This is a genomic window from Pollutimonas sp. M17 (genome assembly GCF_025836975.1).
GTDB lineage: Bacteria > Pseudomonadota > Gammaproteobacteria > Burkholderiales > Burkholderiaceae_B.
This window is the reverse complement of record NZ_CP107548.1, coordinates 951,841-965,322: the sequence shown is the minus strand read 5'-3', so window position 1 is coordinate 965,322 and position 13,482 is coordinate 951,841. Positions and strand designations below refer to the sequence as shown.

12 protein-coding genes and 1 tRNA gene are annotated in these 13,482 nt (G+C 61.6%); 3 read left to right on the top strand and 10 right to left on the bottom strand.

Features of this window, described 5'->3' with window-relative positions; translation table 11 throughout:
- The first annotated feature begins 57 nt into the window (after positions 1 to 57).
- Together OEG81_RS04640 and OEG81_RS04635 are read left to right on the top strand one after the other, a co-directional pair.
- Complete coding sequence (locus tag OEG81_RS04640; protein ID WP_264131553.1) at positions 58 to 1,641, top strand: TerC family protein; 1,584 nt, start codon at positions 58 to 60, stop codon at positions 1,639 to 1,641.
- Between the two features lie 35 nt (positions 1,642 to 1,676).
- Positions 1,677 to 1,753, top strand: a tRNA-Pro gene (locus OEG81_RS04635).
- 80 nt (positions 1,754 to 1,833) lie between these two features.
- On the opposite strand, the gene trxB is transcribed toward OEG81_RS04635, so the two are convergent.
- The 3 genes from trxB to OEG81_RS04620 form a co-directional block, all read right to left on the bottom strand.
- Complete coding sequence (trxB, locus tag OEG81_RS04630; RefSeq protein ID WP_264131552.1) at positions 1,834 to 2,769, bottom strand: thioredoxin-disulfide reductase; 936 nt, start codon at positions 2,767 to 2,769, stop codon at positions 1,834 to 1,836.
- Positions 2,770 to 2,779: 10 nt separating this feature from the next.
- Positions 2,780 to 3,706 carry a tripartite tricarboxylate transporter substrate binding protein gene (locus OEG81_RS04625; RefSeq protein WP_264131551.1) on the bottom strand — a complete coding sequence of 309 codons (927 nt, stop codon included), beginning with the start codon at positions 3,704 to 3,706 and terminating at the stop codon, positions 2,780 to 2,782.
- Between the two features lie 78 nt (positions 3,707 to 3,784).
- On the bottom strand, positions 3,785 to 4,600 hold the full coding sequence (locus OEG81_RS04620) for a glutaredoxin domain-containing protein (protein WP_264131550.1): 816 nt from the start codon (positions 4,598 to 4,600) through the stop codon (positions 3,785 to 3,787).
- 130 nt (positions 4,601 to 4,730) lie between these two features.
- On the opposite strand from OEG81_RS04620, the gene OEG81_RS04615 reads away from it, so the two are divergent.
- A complete protein-coding gene (locus tag OEG81_RS04615) occupies positions 4,731 to 5,633 on the top strand; it encodes a LysR family transcriptional regulator (RefSeq protein WP_264131549.1) in 903 nt (300 codons plus the stop codon).
- Between the two features lie 16 nt (positions 5,634 to 5,649).
- Here OEG81_RS04615 and OEG81_RS04610 read toward each other — a convergent pair whose 3' ends face one another.
- The 7 genes from OEG81_RS04610 to OEG81_RS04580 all read right to left on the bottom strand — a co-directional run bounded on the left by OEG81_RS04610 (position 5,650) and on the right by OEG81_RS04580 (position 13,463).
- The gene (locus OEG81_RS04610; protein ID WP_264131548.1) at positions 5,650 to 6,747 is read right to left on the bottom strand and encodes a PLP-dependent cysteine synthase family protein; all 1,098 of its coding nucleotides are present in this window, start codon (positions 6,745 to 6,747) and stop codon (positions 5,650 to 5,652) included.
- Positions 6,748 to 6,991: 244 nt separating this feature from the next.
- Positions 6,992 to 7,717 carry an ABC transporter ATP-binding protein gene (locus tag OEG81_RS04605; protein WP_264131547.1) on the bottom strand — a complete coding sequence of 242 codons (726 nt, stop codon included), beginning with the start codon at positions 7,715 to 7,717 and terminating at the stop codon, positions 6,992 to 6,994.
- Positions 7,714 to 8,463: an ABC transporter ATP-binding protein gene (locus OEG81_RS04600; RefSeq protein WP_264131546.1), complete on the bottom strand. Its 750-nt coding sequence runs from the start codon at positions 8,461 to 8,463 to the stop codon at positions 7,714 to 7,716. The genes OEG81_RS04605 and OEG81_RS04600 overlap by 4 nt, the downstream gene beginning before the upstream one ends.
- Complete coding sequence (locus OEG81_RS04595) at positions 8,460 to 9,350, bottom strand: branched-chain amino acid ABC transporter permease (protein ID WP_264132465.1); 891 nt, start codon at positions 9,348 to 9,350, stop codon at positions 8,460 to 8,462. The genes OEG81_RS04600 and OEG81_RS04595 overlap by 4 nt, the downstream gene beginning before the upstream one ends.
- A gap of 56 nt (positions 9,351 to 9,406) precedes the next feature.
- Positions 9,407 to 10,276: a branched-chain amino acid ABC transporter permease gene (locus OEG81_RS04590; RefSeq protein ID WP_264131545.1), complete on the bottom strand. Its 870-nt coding sequence runs from the start codon at positions 10,274 to 10,276 to the stop codon at positions 9,407 to 9,409.
- Positions 10,277 to 10,359: 83 nt separating this feature from the next.
- Positions 10,360 to 11,619, bottom strand: a complete 1,260-nt coding sequence (locus OEG81_RS04585) for an ABC transporter substrate-binding protein (RefSeq protein ID WP_264131544.1) — start codon at positions 11,617 to 11,619, stop codon at positions 10,360 to 10,362.
- Positions 11,620 to 11,807: 188 nt separating this feature from the next.
- A complete protein-coding gene (locus OEG81_RS04580; protein ID WP_264131543.1) occupies positions 11,808 to 13,463 on the bottom strand; it encodes an acyl-CoA synthetase in 1,656 nt (551 codons plus the stop codon).
- Between the last annotated feature and the right edge of the window lie 19 nt (positions 13,464 to 13,482).

Below are 13,482 nucleotides of genomic sequence, written 5' to 3'. Positions count from 1 at the left end.
ATTTCCGGCAAAAAACAAGCGCGATACAATGCTTACTGCAAACTGAAAGGAATAAAAATGGAGTTGCTGCTTGATCCCACCATGTGGATCGGCTTGTTGACACTGGTCGTCCTGGAAATCGTTCTGGGCATCGACAACCTGATTTTCATCGCCATCCTGGCCGACAAGCTGCCGCCGGCGCAACGCGATCGCGCCCGCGTCATCGGGCTGTCGCTGGCGCTTGTCATGCGCCTGGCGCTGCTGTCAGCCATATCGTGGCTGTTCAAGCTGACCGAGCCCCTGTTCTCGCTGGGGTCCCTCAGCTTCTCGGGACGCGATCTCATTCTTATCGTCGGCGGCTTCTTCCTGGTCTTCAAGGGCACCATGGAAATGCATGAGCGGGTCGAAGGCAAGGCGCATGCCATGTCGGGTTCACGCATGTACGCCAGCTTCTGGGTCATCGTGACGCAGATCGTGGTGCTGGACGCCGTCTTTTCGCTGGACGCCGTGATCACCGCCGTAGGGATGGTCGACCAGTTGGAAGTCATGATGGCCGCCGTCATCATCGCCATCGGCATCATGCTGGTTGCATCCAAGCCCCTGACACGCTTCGTCAATGCCCATCCCACCGTGGTCATACTGTGCCTGGGCTTCCTGCTGATGATAGGCTTTGCGCTGGTGGCCGAGGGCTTCGGCTTCAAGGTGCCCAAAGGCTATCTGTATGCGGCCATCGGCTTCTCGGTCGCGATCGAAGCGCTGAACCAGATCGCCCGGCGCAACCTCCTGAATCGCGATACCCAGCGGCCCATGCGCGAACGCACCGCGGAGGGCATCCTGCGCATGCTGGGCAAGCGGCCCGCCGCCACCGACGAGCCGGTCCCCGATGTCACGCCCGCCCCCGACGAGACGCCCTTCGGCGTGGAAGAACGCAATATGGTCAGCGGCGTGCTGCGGCTGGCGGACCGCAATGTCCATTCCATCATGACGCCGCGCACCGACATCAGCTGGATAGATCTGCACGGCGACCCCGACGAAATCCGCAAGGAAATCAGCGATACGCCTCACGGTTTCTTTCCCGTCTGCCGCGGCTCGCTGGACGATATCGTGGGCATAGGCCGCGCCAAGGACATGATTGCCGACCTGGTCGCGCACAGGACGCTGAACGAGAAAAAGCTGCGTCCGCCCATCCTGGTGCACGAGACCATACGCATCCTCGACCTCATCCAGACGCTCAAGTCCGCACGCGGCCAGTTGGTCATCGTCATCAACGAATTCGGCACCGTCGAAGGACTGGTCACCCCCATCGACGTCTTCGAAGCCATTGCCGGCGACTTCCCGGACGAGGACGAAACCCCCGACATCATCGCCGACGGCGACGGCCGCTGGATCGTCGACGGCGCCACCGACATGCATTATTTCGAGCAGACGCTGGAACTCGAGGGCTTGCAGGACAACACCGACGAATTCAGCACGCTGGCCGGCTACCTGCTGCGCCAGTTCGGCCGCCTGCCCGACGTGGGCGACGAGCTGGAGTTCTCCAAGCCGAACGGCACATTCCAGTTCCGGGTCCTGCAGCTGGAAGGACGACGCATCGCCAAAGTGCTGGTGCAGCGCTTCCCGGCCAGCAGTGCCGAACCCCAGGCGCCGGCCGACGCCGCCTAGGCTTTTTATGGTATAGTCGCTGGCTGTCGTAAATTCGGGGCGTAGCGCAGCCTGGTAGCGCATCTGGTTTGGGACCAGAGGGTCGAAGGTTCGAATCCTTTCGCCCCGACCATTACTTCAGAAAATATAAAAGCCTACGCATTACTGTGCGTAGGCTTTTTTTTTGCGAGGCATCGAACCCCAGCCCACCGGCTATTCCAGAAAACGTTGGGCATCCAATGCTGCCATGCAGCCGCTGCCGGCCGAGGTGATGGCTTGGCGATAAATGGAATCCTGGACGTCGCCGGCCGCGAACACCCCCGGGACGCTGGTCATGGTGACAAAGCCCTGCCGCCCGGAACGGGTAACGATGTAGCCGTCGTTCATCTGAAGCGCATCCTTGAAGATTTCGGTGTTTGGCGTATGGCCGATGGCAATGAAGCAGCCCCTCAGCGTCAGCTCCCGGGTTTGGCTCGAGTCTTGCGTGGAACGCAGGCGCACGCCCGTGACACCGGAGGCATCGCCAAGGACCTCATCGATCTGATGCCATAGATGCAGGTACAGCTTGCCCTGCCGGACACGCGCCATCAGCTTGTCCACCAGGATGGGCTCGGCGCGAAACCGATCCCGGCGATGGATGAGATGCACCTTGCTCGCGATATTGGATAGGAACAGCGCTTCCTCCACTGCCGTGTTTCCTCCACCGACCACGCAGACCTCCTCGCCCTGATAGAAAAAACCGTCGCAGGTAGCGCAGCCCGACACGCCCCTTCCAATAAAGTCACGTTCGCTTTCCAAGCCAATGTATCTGGCGCTGGCACCGGTCGCAATGATGAGAGCATCGCAAGCATAGGCGCCATGCCCACCTTCCAGAACTAAGGGCCGCCGGCTGAAATCAACCGAATTGATATGATCCTGCACGATGCGGACTTCAAAGCGCTCGGCATGCGCATGGAAACGCCGCATCAGCTCGGGCCCCCGCACACCCCCCGCATCCGCGGGCCAGTTATCCACGTCGCCGGTGCCCGCAAGCTGGCCTCCCTGGACATTTCCCGCGATCAACACCGGATCCAGCCTGGCTCTCGCCGCATACATAGCCGCCGTATAGCCCGCCGGGCCCGACCCCAGAATAAGGACTTTCGCATGCATCGTTTTATCCTTACTCGGGCTGCATGTCCACCGCTTTCACCACTTGGGCCCATCGCTGGTAATCGGCCTGGACTTGCGCGGCGAACTCCGACGGATTATTGCCCGAAGGGATGAAGCCCGCCTTCAGGTATAGATCCCGTACTTGCGGATCCTCCAGTACGACGGCGATATTGGACTGCAGCTTTTCCACAATCGCCGGCGGGGTTCCCGCAGGCGCAAAAATTCCGTACCAGGACATCACGTCGAAATCCGGCACCCCTTCCTCCATCATCGTGGGTACGTCGGGCAGCGCAGCAACCCGCTCGCGGCTGGTAACGGCAATTGGCCGCAGCTTTCCATCCTTGATGAATGCCGACGCCGTCGGCAGGACCGTGATCACAAGCGGGATTTGCCCTCCCACGGCATCGACGATGGCCGCGGCGCCTCCCTTGTATGGCACATGCAGGAGCTTTGCTCCCGTCTTCAATGTCAGCAGCTCGCCCACCAGATGATGTGTCGTTCCCCGGCCTGCCGAACCATAAGGCAATCCGTCCGATGTCGTTTCGGAGGCGTCCACCAATTCTTTGATGCTGCTGGGCCTGAAAGATGGGTGTGCCAGCACCAGCAATGGCGAATCAGCCAGCTTGGTCACTGCGGCCAGGTCGGATATGGGATGAAATGGCGGTTTGAGCACGTTCGTAGCAACCACCAGTGACCCATCGAAGCCCATCAGCAGCGTGTAGCCGTCGGCTGGCGCTTCAGCCACCATCTGCGCGCCGATAAAGCCGGACGCCCCGGGACGGCTGTCTATGATTACGGGGACGCCCAAACGTTTTCCGAGCCGATCCGCGACCGATCTGACCACCATGTCGCCGCCACCGCCGGGCGAAAACGGCATGATGATACGAATCGGCTTGCTGGGAAAGGTTGCCTCCGCCAATGCCGTTGTTGCGCCCATACAGGTAATGAAGATGATCGCCAGGCGAACGATTAAATTATGAATCATGATTGTCCCCTCCTTTTCTGAACCAATGAATCAGTTATCCCAAACCTTCTCCGGCACGGGCAAACCCTTCAAGTCTTCTGTCGACAACGGGCGATCCGCCCGCACTCCGTACTCTTCCAGCATCAGTATCAGTTGGCGCGTATGCTGGGCCGCATGCCAGGTCGTTCTCTCAAGCACGTTATGCATGCTGCGGCGCCCATAATAAGTAGGCACGGTGAATTCCAGCGCCTGGTCGGCGTCCTCCTCCCACCAATGGCGAATCTTCTGCCGGATGCCCAATCCCCAATCCGCGATATCCCGAGCGGACCAGTCTGCCGGCGGCAGGTCGTTGAACCCCTCGAACAGCAATTCAATCTGCTGGGCGGCCTGAAACCCCATCTCCGCGACGCGAAAAACGTGGTATGCCGTATCCGCAGCAGAGCGCTGGCGATCGCGGAAGAACAGCCGAAACTTACCGGGTGGAAACTGCAAGGTATAGCGAGCCGCGGCGGCCAGCACGAGGTCCAGCTTGGCGATCAGTTGAGCCGGCGGCAACAGGCCGTTCAATTCAACGTTCAAGCCCAGGAACCGGATGACATCATCGAAGGATTGACATAGCGTGTACTTTTTCCCCAAGGACACCACGGGCACACTGCGCGCGCCCAGGGCGCGCAGTTGAGCCATCCCGTCGGGATTGTTATGCACATCGATTGATTCGAATTCGATGCCCTGCTTGGTCAGAAACTCTTTAGTGCGCAGGCATGAAGAGCAACCCGGTTGCCAGAACACCTTGATCCTGATTGGTGGCGTGTTTTCCATTTTTACTTCCTCAAATGACATGAATTCATCCGGCGAACGTCCTGTCACGGCGCGTTCCTGATGTGGGGATTCTAGGCATTCGGGCAAGTGGCGAAAAGCAGCGCTTCACGACGGTGCATTAACGAAAGGTTATGGCAAAATCGATGCTGATTCTTATCGAAACAAGGACTGCGCACCCATGAGCCGCCTGGACCCCCTCTCCCTGAAACTGTTCATCAGCGTGGTTGAGCGAGGCACAATCGCGGCCGCCGCGGAAAGCCAGCACATATCATCGGCGGCGGTAAGCAAGCGCATCGCGGAAATGGAAAGCGCATTGCGAACTTCGCTTTTGTATCGCAACAACAAGGGCGTGGAGCCTACGTCCGCCGGCCTGGCGCTATTGCAATTGGCGCGCAGCGCCATTCATGAACTGGATCAGGTATGGGCGCAGATGGAAAGTTTCGCCACGGGAGTGCGTGGCCTCGTGCGGGTCTGCGCGAGCATGTCGGCGATAACCCAGTTTCTGGCGGAACCACTACAGTCATTCATGGCCATGCATCCCGAAGTACAGCTTCAGCTGGAGGAGAAGACCAGCCCGCTGGTGGCAAAGGCGGTTTCCGAAAATGCGGCGGACATCGGCATCTATCTGCCTCTGGTATCCGGGCTCGACATGGAGACTTATCCGTTTCAGTCCGATCGCCTGGTAGTCATTGCGCCGAAGAACCACGTATTGACCCAACGGAAAGCGCTCGCATTCAAGGATGCGCTTGACTATGACTTTGTTGGGCTGCATACGGGAAGCGCCATCAATATCCTGTTAAGCCGGGCGGCGCAAAATATACAACGCCCCTTCAAGCTGCGTATTCAGGTAACCAGCTTCGATGCCTTGTGTGTAATGGTCAATACAGGGCTGGGAATAAGCGTAATACCCGAAATGGTCGCGCAACGCCTGCGCAAGGCCGTGCAGTTCCATATCATTCCGCTTTCGGATGTCTGGGCCAGGCGCGAATTCTTACTGGCGGTGCGCAGCATGGACACGCTTCCCGCGGCGGCTCGACTACTGGCGGAGCATCTTCTGAAAACAAGCGCCTCAGGCGCATGAGGCATGATGGGAGGAATCAGCGCACATGCTCCGTCAGCGTCCACGGCATGGGCGATCCATCCTGTGCGCAGTCCCGGACTGAGGATTCCAGGCTACCTATGTCAAAGCCCCGGCCAGCCAGCCACTCATCGTTGTAATAGGTTTGCGTATAGCGCTCGCCGCTGTCGCACAGCACGGTAACAATGGAGCCCTGTCGTCCCGCCTCGTGCATCTCGCGCGCAAGGTGCAGGGCGGCGACGAAGTTCGTGCCCGTCGAGCCCCCGCAACGCCGCCCCAGGCTGGCCTGCAAATAGCGCAGCGCCGACAAGCTGGCGGCATCCGGCACCTTCACCATGCGGTCGATGACCGAGGGGATAAAGGACAGCTCGACGCGCGGCCGGCCTATGCCCTCTATCAGGGAACCGGCCTGAATTTCCAGTTGGCGGTCGCCGGTAGCGTAAGCATCGAAGAACACGGAATTCTCCGGGTCCGCCACGCATACGCGGCTGTCGTAGCCCTGGTAGCGTATGTAGCGGCCTATCGTCGCGGTGGTGCCGCCCGTTCCGCAGCTGCACACGATCCATGCCGGCACGGGATGCGGCTCCTGCCGCATCTGGTTGAAAATCGACTCGGCGATGTTGTTGTTGCTGCGCCAGTCCGTGGCTCTTTCCGCGTAGGTGAACTGATCCATGTAATGCCCGCCCAGCTCGCGCGCCAGGCGCTCGGACTCGCCGTAGATCGCTCTTCCCGAGTCCACCAGATGTATCTTCCCGCCGTAGAACTCGATGGCGGCGATCTTTTCCCGGGAAGTGCTTTTGGGAATGACGGCAATGAAGGGCAAGCCTATCAAACGCGCAAAATAGGCTTCCGAAACAGCGGTAGAGCCCGACGAGGCTTCGATGACCGTGCTGTCCGGACGGAGCCAGCCATTGCAAAGGGCATACAGGAAAAGGGAACGCGCCAGGCGATGCTTCAGGCTGCCGGTCGGATGGCTGGACTCGTCTTTCAGGTAGAGATCGACGCCGGGATAAGCCGGCAGGCGCAAGGGGATCAGATGCGTGTCGGCCGACCTGTTGAAGTCCGCCTCTATCTTATGCACAGCCTGTTGCACCCATGCGTCACGAATATTAGGCATGAACCAGTCCCTTCCTTTTTGATGTGCGCCGCATTGGCCCACCGCATGGCGCCCGCAGCGCCCGGGCAGCCGCGATAAAGCGCCGACCATGGCAAAGACTGGATTATAAGAGCCGATCGCGGGAGCTAGCGGCCGAGCTGCGCCGCGAGGGATGGGACGCCGCCGAAACAGAAGCGCGATTCGGCCATATCGCAAATAGGCGCTCCATTACTTCTCGCCGATAAGGATCCGTTTTACAAGCTGGCTATTCCGCTTCCAGCTCCCATTTCTCGGCGCTTGCTCCCGCCAGCGCCCGGACGCGCTCTTCATCCTTGCCGAACTCGGCCGCGGCGCCTTCGTAGACGATGCGCCCGTCGTCCAGTACATAGGCCCGATCGGCCACTTCCACCGCGGCCCGCACGTTCTGCTCGATCAGCAAAATGGACGTGCCCTCCTGGCGCGTCGCGGTGATGACCTTGAAGACATCCTGGACGATGAGCGGCGCCAGCCCTTGCGAGGGCTCGTCCAGCAGCAGCAACCGGGGATTCAGGAGCAGGGTGCGGGCGATGGCCAGCATTTCCTGTTCGCCGCCGGACAACTGGCGGCCCTTGTTCGCCTTGCGCTGGGCCAGCCTGGGAAAGAGTTCGTAGATGCGCGCAATCGTCCACGGGCCGGGCCGGTCCACCGGCACCTTCAGGTTCTCTTCGACCGTCAGGTTGGCGAAGATACGCCGGCCCTCCGGCACGAAGCCCACGCCCAGGGCGGCGATCCGGTACGGCGGCCATTGCGTGGTGTCCTGCCCGAACAAGGAGACCGTACCGCTGCGCGCGTGGGTCAGGCCCATGATGCTGCGCAGGGTGGTCGACTTTCCAGCGCCGTTGCGGCCCAGCAAGGTGACCAGTTCCCCTTCCTCGACGCTCAGGCTTACGCCATCCAGGATATGGCTTTTATCGTAATAAGTATGCAGGTCCCGGACCTCCAGCGCCTTCATGCCGCCTTCCCCAGGTAAGCCGCCTGGACCGTCTCGCTGGCAGCGATTTCATCGGGCGCGCCCTCGTCCAGCACCGCGCCTTCGGCCAGGACGGTTATACGATCGGCCAGGTTGAAAATGACGCGCATATCGTGCTCCACCAAGACTATGGTCAACTCCTGAGTCCTGTGCAGCCTGCGTATCAGCATGGCGGTGCTGTAGGTTTCGCGGCTGCCCATGCCGGCGGTCGGTTCGTCCAGCAGCAGCAGGCGCGGCCTCAAGGCAAGCGTCATCATGATTTCGGTGGCGCGCTGGTCGCCGTGCGAGAGTTCGCCCACCAGCCTGTTCGCATTGGCGGCCAGGCCGCCCAGTTCCAGAAGCTCGTCTATCCTTTCTCTGATCTGCACGTCCTGCCGGCGGCCCAGTCGCGTACGCAGGCGCAAGCCCGTGGCCAGTTCGACCGGAATGCGCAGGTTCTGCCGCACGGTCAGCTCGGGGAATATCTCGGTAATCTGGAAGGTCCGCGCCATGCCCAGCATGACGCGCCTGTGCGGCGGCACGGTGGTGATGTCCTGGCCATCCAGCACGATATGCCCCGCGGTGGGACGGAAGAAGCCGCTGATCAGATTGAAGAAGGTGGTCTTGCCCGCGCCATTGGGGCCGATCAGCGCGCGCAATTCGCCGCGCTCCACCGCCATGGATACATTATCGACCGCCACCAGGCTGCCGAAATGCTGCGATACGTTCCTGACTTCCAGCAGACTCATGACAACCTCTTGCGAATGATGCCCAGGACCCCACGCGGAAAGAACAGCACGATCAGCACGAAGAATATCCCGATGAAAAACATCCAGTTCTGGGTGTAGCTGGATACGTAGTCCTGCAGAACGACGAATATGGCCGCCCCGATCAAGGGTCCCCAGAAAGAGCGCATGCCCCCGACCACGGCCATGATCACGAAGTTGCCGGACAGCGTCCAGTGCAGGGTGCGTGGATCGACGAAGTTGTTCAGCAAGGCGTACAGCACGCCCGCCAGGCTGGCAAAGAAGCACGAGATCACGAAGGCGATCCAGATGTGCCGTTCCACCGGTATGCCCAGGAAACGCGCCCGTCTTTCATTTTCGCGTATGGCCAGCAGCGTCCGCCCAAACGGCGAGCGCAATATCAGGGCCATGATGCCCACCGACACGGCGAAGATCAGCAGCACCATGTAGTAATACGCTTCGGCGTTGTCGAGTATGTCTATCGTGGTGAAACCCAGATCTATGGGCAGGCGCCGCCAGCCGGTCAATCCATCGTCGCCGCCCGTCACCGAGCTCCAGCGGAAAGCGATGAAATAAAACATCTGCCCGAAGGCGATGGTCACCATGGCGAAGTAGATGCCCCGCAGCTTCACGATCAGCGCGCCCACCGCCGCGGCCGCCAGCGTTCCGACCACCACGCCCACCAGTATGGCCAGCGTCGTGCTCGGCGCGACATACTTGAGCAGCATGCCCGCGCCATACGCGCCCAGGCCGAAGTACGCCGCATGGCCGAAGGACAGCACGCCGGTGAAGCCCAGCAGGAAGTTCACCGACATGGCCGCCAGCCCAAGCACCACCACGCGGGTGGCCAGCCCGGTATAGCCGCCCACCGCGCCCATCCAGTAGGGCATGGTCAGCAGCACGAGCCAAAGCAGCGCGATGGCGACTATTTTCTTGTTGGAATCGGTCACAGGTTCATCCCTTCTTCGCCAAGCAGGCCGCGCGGCCGGAACAACAGGACGACAGCCATCATGATGTAGATGATGGCTTCCGAAGCGGACGGCACGAAAACGGTTGCGATGCCGGCCGCCACGCCTATCAGCAGGCCGCCCAGCAAAGTGCCGAACAGGCTGCCCAGGCCGCCCACGATAATCGCCACGAAACTGGGCATGATGAGCGCATCGCCTATCGTGGGTTGCAGGCCCAGCAGGCCGGCCGCCAGCACGCCGGCCAGGCCGGCCAGGTAGATGCCCAGCCCGAAATTCAGGTTGCGCAGGATGCGCACATTCACGCCCAGCACCGACACGGTTTCAAGGTCCAGCGTGCCCGCCCGTATCCGTATGCCCAGCCGCGTCCGGGTCAGTATCAGGAACAGCGCCGCCACCGCGACGGCCACCAGCACCACCATGAACACCCGGTACCCGGTCAGGAAGAAGAAATAGGTGCTCAGCGGCCGGGTAAGCCAGTCCGGAACGTGGAAAGGCAAGCTCTGCGCGCCCCAGATGTAGCGCAGGCCGTCTTCGAACACATAGGCCAGCCCGAAGGTCAGCAACAGGCTGTACAGCGGGTCGCGCCCATACAGCCGGCGTATCATTACGCGCTCCACCACCAGTCCCAGCACCGCCGTCAGCACCGGGGCGAGAATCAAGGCGCCCCAGAATCCCAGATAAGGCGCCAGCTCGTAGGCGATGTAGGCGCCCAGGGCCAGGAAACCGCCGTGCGAGAAATTGATGACGCTGGTCAGATTGATGATCAGGGACAGGCCCAGAGCCATCAGCGCGTAGAAGGCGCCCACGATCAATCCGTTGAACACATTGAACAGGATAAGTTCGGTCATTCAGGTATCCGTCTTGTAATGCGCATGCCTTTCAGCTCGGGCGGGCGCCGCAACCGCCGCGGCGCCCACGCTTCAAGACGCCGTCAGGCCGGCCAGCTCATCTTGCAGCCGGACTGTTCGACCGTGCCCGCCACGTCCTTGCCGTTGACCACGGTGTCGACGTGGAACAGGTCGTCGGGCTCGCTGCCCTTGGCCTGTGCATGGCCGACATACAGCGACCCGATCAACTGATTCTGGTCCGCGCGATAGAAAGGCGTGTTGGGCATCAGCCCCACTTCGGGCGGCAGCTCCATGCCTTGCAGCGCCTTGGCCATCTTCACCGCATCGAGCGACTTGGCCTTGTTCGCCGCCAATGCGCAGGTCCAGGCGCCCACGTAGCCGAACCAGGTCCGCGCGGTGGGCACGCGGCCGGTCTTCTTCTTGATGGCCGCGACGAACTCGTCAACATGCGCAACGCCGGGCTGTATGTGGTACCACTCGGCGACCCAGTCGCCGATGCGCGCTTCCGGAGGCAGGCCTTCCAGCACTTCAAGCTCGGTGTTGGCGCCGGCCAGATGTATGCGCTTGTCCAGGCCGAACTGCACAGCCTGCTTCAGGGCATTGAGCAAATCCTCGCCGTTCATCAGGAAGACGATGACGTCGGGGTTGGTGGACTGCGCCTTGATCAGGTAGGAGGAAAAGTCCGTGGTGCCCAGCGGCGTCAGGTCTTCGCCCAGCTTCGTGCCGCCGTACTGCTTCAGGTTGGCGTCATAACCGTCTTGCAGGGTGTGGCCGAACGCATAGTCCGACGTCAGGAAATACATCTTCTTGCCGTAGTTGTCCATCAGCGTCTTGGCGATGGCATTGGTCAGCATGCGGGTGGTGTTGCACACGCGGAAGACGTTCCAGTGGCAGGTCTCGCCGGTGACGGCATCGGTATGGCCGCCCGGGACGACATGCAGCACGCCCTTTTCGTTGCTGACCTGCGCCATGGCCAGCGACAGGCCCGAGTTCACGTTGCCCAGCAAGAAGTTGACCTTGTCGCGATCGATGAGCTTGCGCGCCTTCTGCACCGCGGTGCCGGCGTCGCCGCTGGTGGAATCCTCGATGAGAAGCTCGGCCGGACGGCCCAGTATTCCGCCCTTGGCGTTGATCTGCTCCACCGCAAGCTCGCAACCGTTCAGCTCGTTCTTGCCGGTGGCCGCATAGGTTCCCGTCAGGGGGTTGTCCAGCCCGAGCTTGACCGACTGCTCGCCGCGCGCACTGATGATGAAGGGCGGCGCAAGCTGTGCAAGGCCGGTTGCCGCCGCCAGTTGCAGAACCGCCCGGCGGCTGACTGCAGTGGATTTTTTTTGATTCTCCATGGGACTCTCCTCCAACAGGCCCATGCGCCCAGGCCGGCGGCCGTCCGTGACCGGACATGCCCGCCGATGCCGCGCATGCCTGCGTCAAGCTTCGGTCCCCCTGTTTTTTAATTTGCGCCCAAACACATGGGCTTGTCAATGGCTTTTTGCATCTATCAGCAAGCGGTAAGCTTTCATTCAGAAGCCAGTCAGGACGCGGCTTTCGAAGCATCCTGGCGCCATTGCCCGACCATCTGGCGCAACTCGCGGCGTATCACCTTGCCGGTGGTGGTCATGGGCAGTTCATCGACGAAGAATATCTCGCGCGGGTATTCATGCGCGGCCAGGCGCGACTTCACATGCTCCTGGATTTCACGCTTCAGGCCATCGCTCGGGCTGCGGTCGTCGTGCAGCACGATGACCGCGGCCACGATCTCGGTGCGCTGCTCGTCGGGGGCACCGACCACCGCGACCATCTTCACCGAGGGGTGTTGCAATATGCTGTCCTCGATCTCGCCCGGGCCGATGCGGTAGCCCGCGGACGTGATGACGTCGTCGTTGCGCCCGACGAAATGGATGTAGCCGTCTTCGTCCATGCTGCCCGTGTCGCCGGTGACCAGCCAGTCGCCCACGAATTTATCCTCCGTCGCCCTGGTGTTGTTCCAGTACTGCAAGAACAGGACGGGATCGGGGCGCCGAACCGCGATGCTGCCGCTGGCTCCCGCGGGCAGCCGATTGCCTTGCCCGTCGATGATGGCCAATGTGTGGCCCGGCACCGCGCGGCCTATGGCTCCCGGACGCGTGGGCACGATATCGGCGCAGGAGGAAACCGTCATGTTGCATTCGGTCTGCCCGTAGAATTCATTGATGGTCAGCCCGAAACTGCGCCTGCCCCAATCCAGCAGCTCGGCGCCCAGCGATTCTCCGCCGCTGGCCACCGAGCGCAAACGGTAGCTCCAGCGCGCTTCGGGCCTATCGACCGAGCGCATCATCTTCAATGCGGTGGGCGGAAGGAAGGTGTTGCGCACGCCATAGTCCTGCAGAAGCTGGAAGGCGCTTTCCGGCGTGAACTTCTTGAAGCGATGGGCCACCACGGCGATGCCATGGTGCCAGGCCGGAAGCAGCACATCGAACAAGCCGCCTATCCAGGCCCAGTCGGCCGGCGTCCACATCCGGTCGCCTTCCTGCGGGAACAGGTTGTGCGAGATCTCCACGCCCGGCAAATGGCCCAGCAGCACGCGGTGCGCATGCAGCGCCCCCTTGGGCTGGCCGGTGGTGCCCGAGGTATAGATGATGACGGCCGGATCATCGGCCGCCGTATCGACCGGGACCAGATCGGTTCCATGCCGCTTCATTTCCCGATGCAGGTCCAGGGTGTCAGTCTGTGCGCCGTCTATCGTCAGCACGGTTTGCAGGTCCGGCAACTGACCGCGTATTTCGGCCAGCTTGGCCGCGCCCTCGGCATTGGTCACGACCACCCGCGCGCCGCTGTCGCCCAGCCTGTACCGCAAGGCCTCGGCCCCGAACAGCGTGAAAAGCGGAATGGCGATGCAGCCGATCTTGTAGGCGGCAATGTGCGCGAAAGCGGTTTCCGGCGCCTGGGGCAGAAGAATCCCGATCCGGTCGCCCGCCTGCGCGCCCAGGGCCAGGAACAAATTGGCCAGCCGGTTCGATGCCTCGTGCATGTCGCCGAAGCTGTAATCCTGCGCCTTGCCGTGTTGATCGACATGGATCAGCGCCAGCCTGCCCGGATCCCGCTCGGCCCATTTTGCGCAGGCATCGACGCCGATGTTGTAGCGCGCGGGAATGTCCCAGCGAAATCGATTGACGGCATCTTCGTAGCTGGAGGGGTGCAGGGGCAGCATGGACGTATCCTCGGTCGTG